Raw genomic sequence first — 14,098 nt, forward strand, 5'->3', positions numbered from 1 at the left:
GCCCTCACGCGCCTTCGGTTTCGGCCTGATCAGCAGCGCCACCACGTGCAGGGCGCACAAGACCCCGGTGACTGGGAGCGTCTATAAAATCCAGAATTTCCTGAATACGGCCGTCATCTGCAAACGTCTGCCGCACCTGCTCCAGACGCGCCTGAAAAGACACATCCGTGCATACCTTGGGGTACAGAGCAAAAAAGGCTTTGCGCATCCGGTGTATTTCGGCTGACTGCACACCGTTGCGGCGCAGCCATATCCAGTGCAGGCCAATTAAGCGGGCGCGATTGCCCAGCACACTCCCATAGGGAATAATATCTGCCTCAACCCCGGCCACGCCCCCAACAAGAGCGGCATGCCCGATCCTGACAAACTGATGAATGGCGGCAGAACCCATGATGCGCGCATCATTCCCGATTGTCACATGGCCACCCATGACCACGTTATTGACAATGATCACACGGTCACCCAGCACGCAGTCATGCGCAACATGGGCATTAGCCATGATGAGCACGTCCTGACCAACCCGTGTTATACCAGAACCCGTGGCGGTCCCTCTGTGAATGGTCACATGCTCGCGCACAACCGTGCGGGCGCCGACTTCACACCGGGTTGGTTCGCCTTTGTATTTAAGGTCCTGTGGCGCCATACCCACCGTACAAAACGGAAAGTAACGCGAATGCGCGCCCAGATGGGTATGACCATCCACCACAACGTGGGAGATCAGTTCCACCCCATCATCAAGCACTGCATTCGGTCCTACAGAACACCACGGACCAATAACCACGCCTTGCCCAAGCTTTGCCCCCGGGGCAACCAGAGCCGTTGGATGAACAAGCGTCTGCTTGGCTTCCTCTACAGCGTGCACCACTTCAGTTCCTTATAATCCGCCTGTCTGCAACACAGAGTCATAGGCTCACGCTTCAGAACCTCGGCTGGCAAAAGCGAACGGTTTTGAAGCGTACATTGAGCCAACTGGCACACCAAGCGCAAAAAATCAGCCCATGATCATGGCGCTGAAGGTCGCTTCCGCCACCACAACACCATCAACACGCGCCTCACCACGGAACTTCCATACATTGGACCGATGCCGTTCCTTGAGCACATGAATGCGCAGCTGATCCCCCGGTTCTACCGGACGGCGGAACTTTGCCCCTTCGATCGTCATGAAGTAGACGAGCTTGCCCTCGAAGGCCTCTCCAAGAGAGAGAACAACAAGTGTTGCCGCAGTCTGCGCCATGGCTTCCACAATAAGGACGCCGGGCATAACGGGCCGCCCCGGGAAATGCCCCGGAAAAAACGGTTCGTTGACCGAGACATTCTTGATACCTGTTGCCTCTTCCCCCAGGACAATATCTTCCATCCTGTCGATCAGAAGGAAAGGATACCTGTGAGGAATCGCCTGCATGATACGGTTGACATCAATCCGCGCGATTGTCTTGCCGTCCTGCTGGGATTCTAGTTGTGTCTCCACGTCCCCTAAACCACCCTCTGTACCGGACCTTAATCCGGGATAAGTTATGCCTTGTCTGAATCGCCCTTGGTCGACCCAGACGCTTTTTTCGCCAACTTGCGCAGCACCGCCACGTTACGGAAAAACTCCCGAAACGGCATGGCCGGACTGCCTATGACATCTGCACCACGCTCAACATCCGACATAACACCACACTGCGCGCCAATGCGCGCCTTGGCGCCAATACGGATATGGCCAATAAGCCCGGCCTGCGCTGCGACCGTTACGTAGTCTTCCAGCACCGTTGAGCCAGAAATACCAGCCTGCGAGACAACAATGCAGCAACGCCCCAACTGCGCGTTATGCCCGATCTGTACCAGATTATCGAGCCGGGAGCCTGCACCAATCACCGTATCATTCACCGAACCACGATCAATGGTGCTGTTGGCGCCAATCTCCACATCGTGCTCAATAATAACACGACCAAGCTGGGGAACACTCTCAAACCCGTCCGGGCCGACCGCAAACCCAAAGCCGTCCTGCCCGATACGCGCACCGGTCAGAATGGTTACCCGGTCCCCCACCAGTGCATGGGACAACGTAACCATGGGACCAATACGACATTCCGCCCCAAGCTGCACACCCTGCCCCAAAACGGAGTGGGAGCCAATAATGCAGCCCGCACCAATCTGCACGGCAGGCCCCACAACCACAAAAGGCCCGACTTCGGCAGTCGGGTCAATAACAGCGGATGGGTCTACCACCGCACAGGGGTGGATACCAGCCTTACTGAGTGAGCGCGGGTGAAACAGCCGCGCAATACGGGACCATGCCAGATAGGGCGTTGCCGTCACCAATGCGGCAGAGTGCGCTGGCACCTTATCCGCAAAAGCGGGGGCTACAATAACCAACCCGGCCTCGGTATGTTCCAACAGATGGGCATACCGGCGATTATCCAGAAAACTAACATCCCGCGCACGGGCCACCTGCAAAGGTGCTATACCAGTATAACCATCACGCGGGAAACTCCCCTGCCGGGGAGGTCGCAGGTCGGCACCGGCAGTTTCTGCCAGTACCGATGCATCAAATGGTCCGACACGCGTAAAAAAACGCGGATCAGCCGGGCCGGAAGAAGCCCTGCAATCCACCATTCTTATTTTTTCCCGGCGGGAGCCGCAGGTGCCGCTGGAGCAGGCCCGGAAGCTGCCATCTGCGGGTCGCCATCAGCCGTGGTCGGCATTTTGCCCGATTTTGCCAGTTCTTCGGGGTCTACATTCGCTTCAGGAATAAAGACGCTGGGCAGAACCTTGTTCAGGTTTGCAGCCACTTCGTTGGTAATGTCCTGACCATCCACATGCAGGGCAACCTGCTCGCTATGCAGCACCAGATTCATGCCGTGTGCGGAGGCAACTTTCTGGATAACCTGCACCAGTTCACGCTCAATCTGCCCCAGAGAAACCTGCGCAGCTTCCTGAATAATGCGGTTACGGTTACGGAAGTCGCGCTGCGCCTTCATAACCTTGGCCTGCAGGCTACGCTCACGGGTCTGGATCTGATCGGATGTCAGCGACTTGGCCTGAGCCTGCAACGTCTGCTGCTCATCGCGCCAGCCAGCCTGCTCACGTTGCAGGTCCTGCGCCAGCGCATCGCGGCGGCCACCAAGCACCCGCTCCACCTGCATGGCAGCGGAAGTCTGGCGCATAACGCCGGATACGCTGATCACACCAATAATGGTGGTGGGGGGCGGTGCTTCCTTGGCAACTTCAGGCGCGGCAGGAATGGGGGGCAGCGGCAGAACCGGGGGGGCCTGATCGGCAGCTTCCTGACTGTCCGCAGCAGGGGCGGGCAGAGCAACAGGAGCCGGAGCAGCATTATGCGCAGCAGGATGCGGTGCCTGAGCAGCAGGCTGGGTTTTGGGCACAAACCAGCCATTCCCGCCTTCCGCCTGAGCGGCAGGCATGAGGGCTGCGGAAAAAGAAAGGCAAACAGCCCCCAGAAGGGCAGCTTTTGAACTGAAACGCATCATTACCTCAGAATTGCTGGCCGAAGCCGAAGCGAAGGAGCTGTGTGCGGTCATTATAGCTACGTCTGACCGGCACACCAAGGTCAATATTCAGCAGCCCAAATGGACTTTTCCACGAAAAGCCTGCACCGGCACTTATACGCGGACTCAGCATATCACCCGACACAGCCGTATAGTTCACACCAGCGGTTGCGGGGTTAGTGTACAGGCGCTTAACACGCAGGCCTGCCACAGTCCCCATATCCACAAAGGCACGACCACCCACGCCCATTTCCGTCAGGAAGGGGATCGGGAAGTTCAACTGGGCGGACGCGTTGTACATAAACCGCCCACCGATCAGATCTTCGGACTGATGGCGCAGGTTACCAACACTTCGTGGGCCTGCACCACCATCAAGGAAGCCGCGCAGGTTGTTACCACCCAGATAGAAGTTATCGATAATATCGTGGCGGCCGTTGCTGCCCCAGTCCGCAAGGTAACCGGCGCCGCCACGGAAGGCGACCGTCCAGTTATGGCTGTTGGTCAGGTCATCAAGCGGTATGTAATAGCCACCGTTGATTTTGCCGCGCACGTAGTTTTCGTCCCCACCAATCCCGGCAAAATCCCCACCGACAGACACGAAGTAACCACTATGCGGCTGCATGCGGTTATCGCGCCGGTCATACATGATCGTTGTGCTGATCTGGGAGAGCAGCGACTTGCCCTTCTGGTCCTGAACATATGGAGAGGATTCACTCCACATATCCCCAACCCAACGGCGGATCAGGCTGTAGTTCCACGACTGGGAGAGATAGCGGTTATAGGAATACCCCATACGCAGGGTAATACCGTAGCGTCCTTCCGAGTAGTTCTGATACGTCTGGTAATTGTTTTCGATGAAGAAGATATCCGCACCAACAACCAGATTGCGCCCAAGGAAGACCGGATCCGTAACAGAAAGGTCAGCCTGCTTCTGGTAGTACGAAACAGTGCCCGAGAACCCGGCATCCACCCCCGTACCCAGCAGGTTATGCTGCTTGAGGCCAACGTTACCAATAATACCCACGTCGGTTGAGTAACCACCACCGAGCGAGAACTCACCCGTTGGTTTTTCCACAACATTGACAGACACGTTGGCACGGTCCGGGGAGGAACCAGGCGCGTCCTTAACATCGACCGTTTTGAAGTAGCCCAGATCCTGAACACTTTCCTTGGCGTATTTTTTGTAGCTGGACGTGTAGGGGTCACCTTCGGCAAAGGGCAGCTGCCGACGGATTACGTTATCCTGCGTAATGGTGTTACCGTTGACATCAATCCGCTCAATATAACGCCGCGGACCTTCGCTCACGTCAAAGAGCAGATTAACAATCCGTTTTTCAGGATTACGGGCAATGGTCGGACGCACCACGGCAAAAGGATGCCCCTGCGACTGAAGGAGTTCCTCCATGTCGGTCGCGTTATCCTGCACGGCCTTGCCATCGTACCACTGGTGCGGAAACAGCTCGACATATTTACGCAAGGACTTGGCAGGCACGTGCCGCAGGCTGGAGCGGATATCCACCTTACCCAGACGGTACCGTATCCCTTCGTCCATGGTAATGGTGATGTAGAAGGATTTGCGGTCAGGCGAAAGCTCGCCTTTTATGTCCTTGATCTGAAAATCGACATAGCCGTTGTGCAGATAAAAACGCCGCAGCAATTCACCGTCATACTTCACGCGTTCGGGGTTGTATTCGTCCGACGACCCCAAAAAGTGGTACCATGCGGTTTCCTTGGAGGAAATCGCACCGGCAAGTTCGGCCTCGTTGTAAGCTTTATTGCCCACAAACGCGATCTTGCGGATTTTGGTGTTCGGGCCTTCATTCACCTGAAAAATCACGTCCACGCGGTTGTGCGCCAGACGTACGATCTGGGGTGTCACAACCGCTGCAAAGCGGGATTTCTGGGCATAGACTTCCAGAATACGCTGCCGGTCATCCGCCGTTGTTTCCGCCGAGAAGACCGCACGCGGACGCAGGGAGAGAACCTTGCGCAGGTCCTCATCCTTGGCGGCGTGGTTGCCCTCGAACACGATCCGGTTGACGATCGGGTTTTCCTTCAGCTTGACGAGAAGCGTGTTGCCCTCGCGCCGCAGCGTGACATCCTTGAACAGACCCGTGGCATACAGAGTTTTGAGGGAACGATCGAGATCGTCCTGCGTAAACGGATCACCGGGGCGGACAACCATGTAGGACAGGACCGTATTGGTCTCGATACGGGTATTGCCCGAGACACGGATCTCATCAATCACCCCCACGGGTGCTGGCTGAGCATCCGGCAGTGGCGCGGGAGGAGTTTCGGAATCGCCCTCTGGCGATGCAACAACAGCTGCTGGTGCCTCTGCATCCGGGGTCTGGGCGGCCATAGCCCCCCGTCCCTCGATCAGGAAAAAAGGCAACATGCAGACAGAAACGAACAGGGCTGAACGTTTACCCGTCAAGATCTGCCTCCCTCCATCCGGGTCGGTTTAGCCGGAAGCCCATCCTCCGTTCTTGCCTCGCCCGCAAGGGACGTATCCGAATTTACCCTTGTCACGCAAGCCTTCCCTTTCCGTCCAGTGCACTATCAACCCGCGAGCGTTGCAACCCACCTGAACAACCCGAAGCTGGACAGATCGTTGAACGTCGAAAACAGAAACAGACCCGCCAGCAAAGCAAATCCGGTCTGGAAACTAACATCCTGCACCCGCTTGGAAACCGGACGCCCTCTTATTGCCTCTATGGCATAAAAAACCAGACGTCCACCATCAAGAAGTGGAACGGGAAAGAGATTGATAAGACCCAGATTAACAGACAGCAGCGCCATGAAGGACAGCAGGCTGGCAAACCCATATTGCGCGACCTGCCCCGAAAGCTGCGCGATCTTGAGCGGACCGCCCAAATCCCGCGCTGTGTGCTGCCCGCTAAAGATCTGCCACACGCCATTCAGCGTCTGCACTGTGGTCTTCCACGTTGCCTGAGCGCCCGCAGCAACAGCCTGTGGCAAAGGCAACGCCTTGCCCGGCTCAACCGCAAAGACCACCCCCAGCAGGCCATGTGCTGCCCCACCGTGCGAATCCTGCGTGGAGCCTATGGTCAGGGGGATTTCCATTTGCTGGCCATCACGGCGGACCAGCAGTGTTGTTTTCTGCCCCGGGGTCTGGGCCACTGTGGCCTGCGCATCTTCCACACCGGCCACATCATGCGTGCCAATGCGCAGGATCACATCGCCCTTTTGCAGGGCCGCACTTTGCGCCGCACTGCCGGGCATGACGGAGGCGACCTCGTTACGCACATGCGGCTGCCCTGCTGTTGCAAACAGCAGCACAAACAGCACAAAGGCCAGAATGAAATTGAACACTGGACCGGCCAGAATAACAATGGCCCGCGACCAGACTGATTTATCGTGGAATGTCCGCCCCGGAATCCATGCGGCTTTCTGCTCTTCCGTTGCGTCCTCGGGGTCATCAAACCCATGAGGCCGCACGTACCCGCCTAGGGGAATCGGGCAGATACGCCACTCCGTGCCGCTTTTATCGCGCCATTTGAACAGAGCCGGGCCAAACCCGAGCGAAAACACCTCCACATGCACACCGCGCCAGCGTGCCGCAAGGTAATGCCCGAGTTCGTGAAAGGTAACCAGAACGCCCAACACAAAAACGAAGGAAATCAGGGTGCGCAGATATTCGTGTATCATCATTCCTCCGATATCGGGACTGAAGTCGGTTTTCTCAAGCAACCACGGCGGAAATCAACTGCGTTGCAACGCGTCTGGCCTGTGCATCCCAGTGTAGCACGGCATCCAGCGTATCGGCCGGGGGAGCGCCGAGTTCCCCCATGGTTTCCTCAACCACACGGGCAATGTCCAGAAAACCAATCTGTTCTTTAAGGAACGCCTCAACCGCGATCTCATTGGCAGCGGACAGAATAGCCGGAACAGCCTTGCCCGCCCGCAGGGCCTGCCGCGCCAGACGCAGGGCGGGAAAGCGCACCTCGTCAGGAGCAATAAACTCCAGCGCGCCAAATGCCGCAAGGTCCAGACGGCTGGAGGTTGTGGCCATACGTTGCGGCCAAGCCAGTGTATGGGCAATGGGGATGCGCATATCGGCCGAACCCATCTGGGCAATCAGGCTGCCATCCGTGTACTGCACCATGCCGTGCACCACGGACTGGGGGTGAACCAGCACGTCAATCCGGTCCTCGGTCAGACCAAAAATGCGGGCGGCCTCAATAACCTCCAGCCCTTTGTTGAACATGGTGGCGGAATCGATGCTGATTTTGGCCCCCATGCTCCAAGTCGGGTGTTTGAGTGCCTGCGCGGGTGTGGCCGCCCGCATGACATCCAGCGAGGCATTCCGGAAAGGACCGCCTGATGCGGTCAGAATTATTTTTTCAACCTGATCGGCCTGCCGGTCCGCCATGGACTGAAAAACGGCATTATGCTCGGAATCGACCGGGAGCAACGTGGCCCCTGCATCCTGCACCGCACGGAGCATAACATCCCCCGCGCAGACCAGCGCCTCCTTGTTGGCCAGCGCTATGCTGTTGCCGTTTTTTACGGCGGCAAGCGTGGGTTCCAAGCCAGCAGCCCCCGTAATGGCCGCCATGGTCCAGTCAGCAGGCAGGCCTGCGGCCTCTATGACCGCCTTGCGCCCACAGGCCACTTCCACACCGCTCCCGGCCAGAAGTTCCTTGAGTTCGGCATAGGCGCTCTCATCCGCCAGAACAGCCAGTTCCGCCTTCAGGCTCCGGGCCTGCTCGGCCAGCTTGGCGGCATTTTTGCCCCCCACAAGCGCACGCACCCGAAACTGGTCACGCGCCTGCTCAAGCAGATCCACGGTGGAGCAGCCAATGCTGCCGGTAGTTCCCAGAACGGTTACGGTTCTCATGCTTTGTCTTTCCACACCCGAAAAATAACATAGCCCCCGACCACACAGGCCAGAGGGCAACAACTGGACTAACCCGCCATACCGGCAACAAGGCCATGAACAAGGTCGCGCAGACCCGCACTCCAGAACGGCGCACCGGGTACGGTAAGAGAAATGGCAGCCGCCACGGGTGCTGCAATAACCAGACCATCAAACCGGTCAAGCAGGCCACCATGCCCGGGCAGGAGCGTGCCGGAATCCTTAACACCCAGCGCCCGTTTCATCGCACTTTCGGCCAGATCGCCAATCTGGGCGGACACACCCAGCACCCCACCCCAGACCAGCGCCATGCCAGCGCCACCCAGGCCGGACAGGAGAGCCATCCCTCCCCCCATAAGCACCGCACCCACAAAGCCCCCAGCCGCACCCGAGCGGGTTTTACCCGGCGAAATACGCGGAGCCAGCTTTGGCCCACCAATCAGGCGGCCTGCCATGTAGGCCGAAGTATCGCTCGCAACCACCACGGCAACAACGAACAGAACAGGCCAGAGACTCTCCTGCCGCAGCCACAGCAGGGCCGTACCCGCCATGATGATCACACACATGACCGCACAGAGCGATGCACCAAACACGCACGCGCTGATACAGAACAGAATGAAGTAGCCCCAATGCCCACTTGCAGCAGACAGCCCCGCGCAAACGGCCCAGAGCACATACAGCACACCCCGCCAGCTTCGCACCCGCAGCCTGAACAGCCCGGCGGCTTCCGCCGCCATGCCGCCCATGGCCAAAAGCACCATCAGCGTATAGGCCATGCCCCCAAAACCAATGCAGCCCCCGGCCACAACCACCATAACCATGGCGGACAGAACACGCGGCCGCAGGTCACGCCATGCAGAAGATTGCCCGGCAGCGCTCATGCCGATGCCGCCGGTCGCGCACCAAAGCGCCGCTCGCGGCGGGCATAAAGATCCAACACCGTTGCAAAATGTCCTTCATTGAAATCAGGCCAGAACACATCCAGAAAAACAAGTTCCGCATAGGCGCTCTGCCAGAGCAGAAAATTGGAAAGCCGGTATTCCCCACTTGTGCGCACCACCACATCCGGGTCTGGCACGCCCGCAGTCCACAAATGGTTGGCAAACAGGCTTTCATCAATCTGGTCGGGTGTTAACCAGCCATCGCGCACTTCCTGCGCAACACGCCTGACTGCCTGCATAATATCCCCCCGCCCCCCGTAGGACAGAGCGAGCAGAAGGACCAGCCGCCCGTTATTGCGCGTCATGGCCTCGGCACGGGCCAGTTCCTCACGCATGGATGTGTCAAACCGGCTCAGATCACCAATAAACCGGAGGCACACGCCCTCGCTATGCAGTTCCTTAACCTTATGCCGCAGGTAATAGCGCAAAAGGCCCGTAAGATCGGATACTTCCTTAGGCCCACGCGACCAGTTTTCGGATGAAAAAGCATAGAGCGTCAGGTAGGGCACACCGCGCTGAATGGCTGCCTTAATGCACCGCGCCACGGCATCCGCCCCCGCACGGTGCCCTGCCAGACGGGGCAACCCCCGTTCGCACGCCCAACGTCCATTGCCGTCCATGATAATGGCAACATGCGAAGGAACGACCGCTTTTCTGTCGGCTGGCAAGGAAGACATAGCAGGAAAAAATCCACCGTTTCAGTTTAGCGGGAATACAAGACGCCCCACCCGGCAGGCCGTCAGACCTGCTTGATTTCCTTCTCTTTTTCCGTAAGCATGTCATCAACTTTTTTGACATACTGATCAGTCGTTTTCTGAATGGCGTCAGACCATGTCTTTACGTCATCCTGACTGATATCGCCTTTCTTTTCAAAGCCTTTGGCCTTGTCCATGCCATCGCGGCGCACGCCACGTACTGCAATTTTGGCCCCTTCCGCATAGCGTGCGGCAGTTTTTGCCAGCTCGTTACGCCGCTCTTCTGTCAACTGCGGAATGGGTACACGAATGGTCTGGCCTTCGCCCGCGGGGTTCAGCCCCAGACCTGCATCACGGATGGCGCGTTCCACAGCACCGGCCAGAACGCGGTCCCAGACCTGCACGGTGATCATGCGCGCTTCGGGCACGGCAATGGAGGCAACCTGAGTCAGCGGCACTTCACCGCCATAGGCTTCCACCCGCACGGGTTCGAGCAGGGCCGGGCTGGCGCGCCCGGAGCGCAGGCCCGAAAAATCACGGCGCAGGCTTTCCAGCGCACTATCCATACGGCGCTTGATGTCATCAAGCAGGTCATTCAAGTCAGACACGGCGGTTTCTCCCGTTTTGTCGCGGAGGCGATGTGTCGTCATGCCTCCGACCTAGTTCATTCCGCGTGCTGCCTTAACGGGCAGCGGTTTGCATGGTGTTCAGGCTGCTTCAATAATGCGCGTAAAGGCACCTTCGCCACGCATGACGCGCCCGAAGGACCCTTCCTCGCCAATATTGAACACGATAATCGGCAGCTTGTTCTCACGCGCAAGGCTGATGGCGGCTGCGTCCATGACGTTCAACTGGTTGGACAGGACCGTCATGTATGTCAGTTCATCATAACGGGTGGCGCTGGCATCCTGCTTGGGGTCGGCCGAATACACACCATCAACCTGCGTACCTTTGAGCAGGATATCGCATTCCATTTCCGCAGCCCGCAGGGCGGCGGCTGTGTCTGTGGTAAAGAAGGGGTTGCCGGTGCCTGCGGCAAAAATAACCACACGGCCTTTTTCCATATGCCGCACCGCCCGACGCCGGATATACGGCTCCGCCACGGACGACATATGGATGGCGGACATAACCCGCGTTGTTATCAGTTCACGTTCAAGCGCATTCTGGAGCAGCAACGCGTTGATCACCGTTGCCAGCATTCCGGCATAGTCACCCTGTGCGCGGTCCATGCCCTTGGCGGCAGCCGCCACTCCACGAAAAATGTTACCGCCGCCCACAACAAGGCACACTTCCGTACCGCCGCGAACGACCTCGGCAACATCCTTGGCAATCCGCTCGACCGTCTTCTGTTCCACCCCAAAGGCACCCTCGCCCATCAGGGCTTCACCAGACACCTTGAGCAATACACGTTTACGCCTTGGCGTTTCAGCGACAGAAGCAGTCATAGGCCCTCAATCATGCAAAAGTCCGAAAAAAGCAGACCTCCGCCACGCAGGCGCGCAGCGTGTAAGATCGCTCTCTCTTATCCTCCAAGGCGCATAGCCACAAGCGCCAAGCCACGCTTTATGGCACGTCATCCAGCCCGATGGCGCGCAGGCGTGCCCGTTCCTCATCCCAACCGGAACGTTCTTTCACGTTCAAAAACAGGTGGCACGGGCGCTCCAGCAGGCTGGCAAGCTGCTTGCGCGCGCGCTCGCCAATCATTTTGATCTTCTGCCCGCCATTCCCGATAAGAATAGCTTTATGGCCGGTACGGCCAACGTAAATGGTCACCTCGATCCGTACCGAACCATCGGGGCGTTCCTGAAAGCTCTCGGTCTCGGCTGTGGTCCCGTAAGGCACTTCCTCATGTGTCTGCATAAAAATCTGTTCGCGCACCAGTTCGGCCGCCAGCAGGCGGTCTGGCAGGTCGGTCAGGTCGTCCTCGGGGTACAGGTAAGGGCCTTCAGGCAGGCTGGCGGCCAGTTTGTCCAACAGGTCCTCCACCCCACCGCCCGTGCGCGCACTGACCATGAACACGTGTTCAACAGGCAGTTTTTCGGTAATGGCGGCTGTTAGCGGCAGCAGGGCGGATGCGGGCACAAGGTCCGTCTTGTTCAGCACCAGCCATGTGGTGCGGCCGGTCTGCGCCAGACGGGTAATAATATCCTGCACCGCTTCGGTCAGGCCCGAACGGGCATCTACCAGCAAAAGAGTTATGTCCGCATCATCCGAGCCATTCCAGGCGGCGGCAACCATGGCGCGGTCAAGCTTGCGGCGCGGTTTGAAAATTCCCGGCGTATCCACCAGCAGAATCTGGCTGGCCCCGCGCATGAGAATACCCAGAACCCGAAAGCGCGTTGTTTGCGCCTTGGGGGAAACAATGGAGAGCTTTGCACCCGCCATACGGTTGAGCAGTGTTGACTTGCCTGCGTTTGGTGCACCCACCAGCGCTGCAAAGCCACAACGTGTTGTTTGTGTCATGCCTGTTGCTTCAGCCCTGATGGCTGCCTCCAAGTTTTTCCAGCAGGGTTGCCGCGGCAGAACTTTCCGCTGCCCGCTTGCTCCCTGCGCATCCTTCCGCCGAATGCCCACCCGCACTCACGCGCACCACAAATAACGGCGCGTGGGATGGACCATCGGCTCCTATTGTTTCGTAAAACGGCAACCCCTGCCCGCGCCCCAGAACCCACTCCTGCAAGGCTGTTTTGGGGTCTTTGGGCGGGAGAGCCTGCGCATCGAGTATCCGCTTCCAGCACGTCCGCACAATTTTGCGGGCCGGAGCCAGCCCACCGTCCAGAAAAACCGCGCCCAGCACGGCTTCCAACCCATCGGCCACCACGTTGGCTGCGGTCTGCACACCCGCGCGGGCCTCGTGCTCGGCCACGGACAGAGCCTCCGCCATACCAAGCTGCTCTGCAATATCGGCCAGCGTTGCACGTGAAACCAGATGCGCAAGCCGCGACCCCAAGGCCCCCTCCTGCTCCCCCGGAAACCGCTCCAGCAGCAGTTCCGCCATAAGCAGGCCCAGCACACGGTCGCCTATAAACTCCAGCCGCTCGTTCGAACCTGCGCCCTTGGTCTTGTTGCGCCTGCGCCCGCCCGCCTTCTGGTGCGCGGCGGAACGATGGGTCAGCGCCTCCTGCAACAGGGACGGGTTGGCAAACTGGTAGCCCAAACGCTCCTGCAACGCCATGGACGCCAGATATTGCGGCGTGGGATGGCCTGCGTTCATTACATCACGCCTTTAAGCAGACGGGCCCAGCGGATTTCGGTCGGCCAGTACCAGACCTGCCATATGGGATGTGCCGCCTCGACAGAGAAGAAAATACGCTGCGCCCGGCCCACAAGGTTTTCCATGGGCACAAAACCAAGGTCTTTGGGACCATCGCCCATAAAGCGGCTGTCCGCGCTATCATCCCGGTTATCACCCATGGCAAAAAAGTAGCCCGGCGGCACCACATATTCGGGGGTGTCATTCTGCGGGCCGTCACTGGTCAGCTTGAGAATGGCGTGGTTGACCGTCCCCTTATCATCACGCAGGGGCAGTTCCTCGGTGCAGGCTTCTCCCTCCATAGGCATACGTGTTTCGTCCTGCGCCACGTAAGGGTGCGGCTGCGTGCACGGAACCAGTGTGCCATTGAGGTACAGCTTTCCACCAATAACCTGAATATGGTCCCCCGGCAGACCAATAACCCGCTTGATGTAATCTATGGACGTGTCCTTGGTAAAACGGAAAACGGCCACATCGCCCCGGTGCGGCTGCCCACCCCAGATCCGCCCATTGAACAGATCGGGCGAGAATGGCAGCGAAAAGCGCGAATACCCATAGCTGTATTTGGACACCCATATGTAATCCCCCACCTGTAGGGTCGGGATCATGGAGCCTGATGGAATGACAAAGGATTCAAACAGGAAGGTACGGACAAAAACAACAACGATCACGACCGTTAAAATTGTTCGTACGTATTCCACCACAGCGTGCCTGACGGTAACAGCGTGCTGCGCTCCAGTTGGAGAAGTCTCCGGTTTACTCATGCGCTGCCCCATCTGCTCCCATTATCATGCCAGAAAAGTAAAATCCGCTGGATCAAGCCGTGCGCTTGGTGT

At 58.4% G+C, this 14,098-nt stretch carries 14 protein-coding genes; all 14 read right to left on the reverse strand.

Annotated elements, in window-relative coordinates:
* Positions 1–4 precede the first annotated feature (4 nt).
* Positions 5–862, reverse strand: coding sequence for an acyl-ACP--UDP-N-acetylglucosamine O-acyltransferase (gene lpxA / locus AABE20_RS03225; protein ID WP_338331874.1), 858 nt, complete (start codon positions 860–862; stop codon positions 5–7).
* A 129-nt stretch (positions 863–991) separates the two neighbouring features.
* Positions 992–1,429: a 3-hydroxyacyl-ACP dehydratase FabZ gene (gene fabZ / locus AABE20_RS03230; protein ID WP_408740655.1), complete on the reverse strand. Its 438-nt coding sequence runs from the start codon at positions 1,427–1,429 to the stop codon at positions 992–994.
* A gap of 83 nt (positions 1,430–1,512) precedes the next feature.
* Positions 1,513–2,598: a UDP-3-O-(3-hydroxymyristoyl)glucosamine N-acyltransferase gene (gene lpxD, locus AABE20_RS03235; protein ID WP_338331782.1), complete on the reverse strand. Its 1,086-nt coding sequence runs from the start codon at positions 2,596–2,598 to the stop codon at positions 1,513–1,515.
* 2 nt (positions 2,599–2,600) lie between these two features.
* Positions 2,601–3,473 carry an OmpH/Skp family outer membrane protein gene (locus AABE20_RS03240; RefSeq protein ID WP_338331783.1) on the reverse strand — a complete coding sequence of 291 codons (873 nt, stop codon included), beginning with the start codon at positions 3,471–3,473 and terminating at the stop codon, positions 2,601–2,603.
* 4 nt (positions 3,474–3,477) lie between these two features.
* Entirely contained in the window at positions 3,478–5,928 is a 2,451-nt protein-coding gene (bamA, locus tag AABE20_RS03245; protein WP_489752672.1) for an outer membrane protein assembly factor BamA, read from the reverse strand.
* Positions 5,929–6,053: 125 nt separating this feature from the next.
* On the reverse strand, positions 6,054–7,166 hold the full coding sequence (gene rseP, locus AABE20_RS03250) for an RIP metalloprotease RseP (protein WP_338331784.1): 1,113 nt from the start codon (positions 7,164–7,166) through the stop codon (positions 6,054–6,056).
* Positions 7,167–7,197: 31 nt separating this feature from the next.
* On the reverse strand, positions 7,198–8,355 hold the full coding sequence (gene dxr / locus AABE20_RS03255) for a 1-deoxy-D-xylulose-5-phosphate reductoisomerase (protein ID WP_338331785.1): 1,158 nt from the start codon (positions 8,353–8,355) through the stop codon (positions 7,198–7,200).
* Between the two features lie 68 nt (positions 8,356–8,423).
* Positions 8,424–9,254 (reverse strand): phosphatidate cytidylyltransferase, encoded by an 831-nt coding sequence (locus AABE20_RS03260; RefSeq protein ID WP_338331786.1) that lies wholly within the window; start codon positions 9,252–9,254, stop codon positions 8,424–8,426.
* On the reverse strand, positions 9,251–9,991 hold the full coding sequence (gene uppS / locus AABE20_RS03265; RefSeq protein ID WP_165991459.1) for a polyprenyl diphosphate synthase: 741 nt from the start codon (positions 9,989–9,991) through the stop codon (positions 9,251–9,253). The genes AABE20_RS03260 and uppS overlap by 4 nt, the downstream gene beginning before the upstream one ends.
* A gap of 62 nt (positions 9,992–10,053) precedes the next feature.
* Positions 10,054–10,659: a ribosome recycling factor gene (frr, locus tag AABE20_RS03270; protein ID WP_338331787.1), complete on the reverse strand. Its 606-nt coding sequence runs from the start codon at positions 10,657–10,659 to the stop codon at positions 10,054–10,056.
* A 57-nt stretch (positions 10,660–10,716) separates the two neighbouring features.
* Positions 10,717–11,454, reverse strand: coding sequence for a UMP kinase (gene pyrH, locus AABE20_RS03275; protein WP_165991461.1), 738 nt, complete (start codon positions 11,452–11,454; stop codon positions 10,717–10,719).
* A gap of 118 nt (positions 11,455–11,572) precedes the next feature.
* The gene (era, locus tag AABE20_RS03280; RefSeq protein WP_338331788.1) at positions 11,573–12,472 is read right to left on the reverse strand and encodes a GTPase Era; all 900 of its coding nucleotides are present in this window, start codon (positions 12,470–12,472) and stop codon (positions 11,573–11,575) included.
* Positions 12,473–12,482: 10 nt separating this feature from the next.
* Positions 12,483–13,223: a ribonuclease III gene (gene rnc / locus AABE20_RS03285; protein ID WP_338331789.1), complete on the reverse strand. Its 741-nt coding sequence runs from the start codon at positions 13,221–13,223 to the stop codon at positions 12,483–12,485.
* Positions 13,223–14,026 carry a signal peptidase I gene (gene lepB / locus AABE20_RS03290; protein ID WP_338331790.1) on the reverse strand — a complete coding sequence of 268 codons (804 nt, stop codon included), beginning with the start codon at positions 14,024–14,026 and terminating at the stop codon, positions 13,223–13,225. The genes rnc and lepB overlap by 1 nt, the downstream gene beginning before the upstream one ends.
* Positions 14,027–14,098 lie beyond the last annotated feature (72 nt).

It is taken from the genome of Acetobacter zythi (assembly GCF_963921165.1).
GTDB lineage: Bacteria > Pseudomonadota > Alphaproteobacteria > Acetobacterales > Acetobacteraceae > Acetobacter.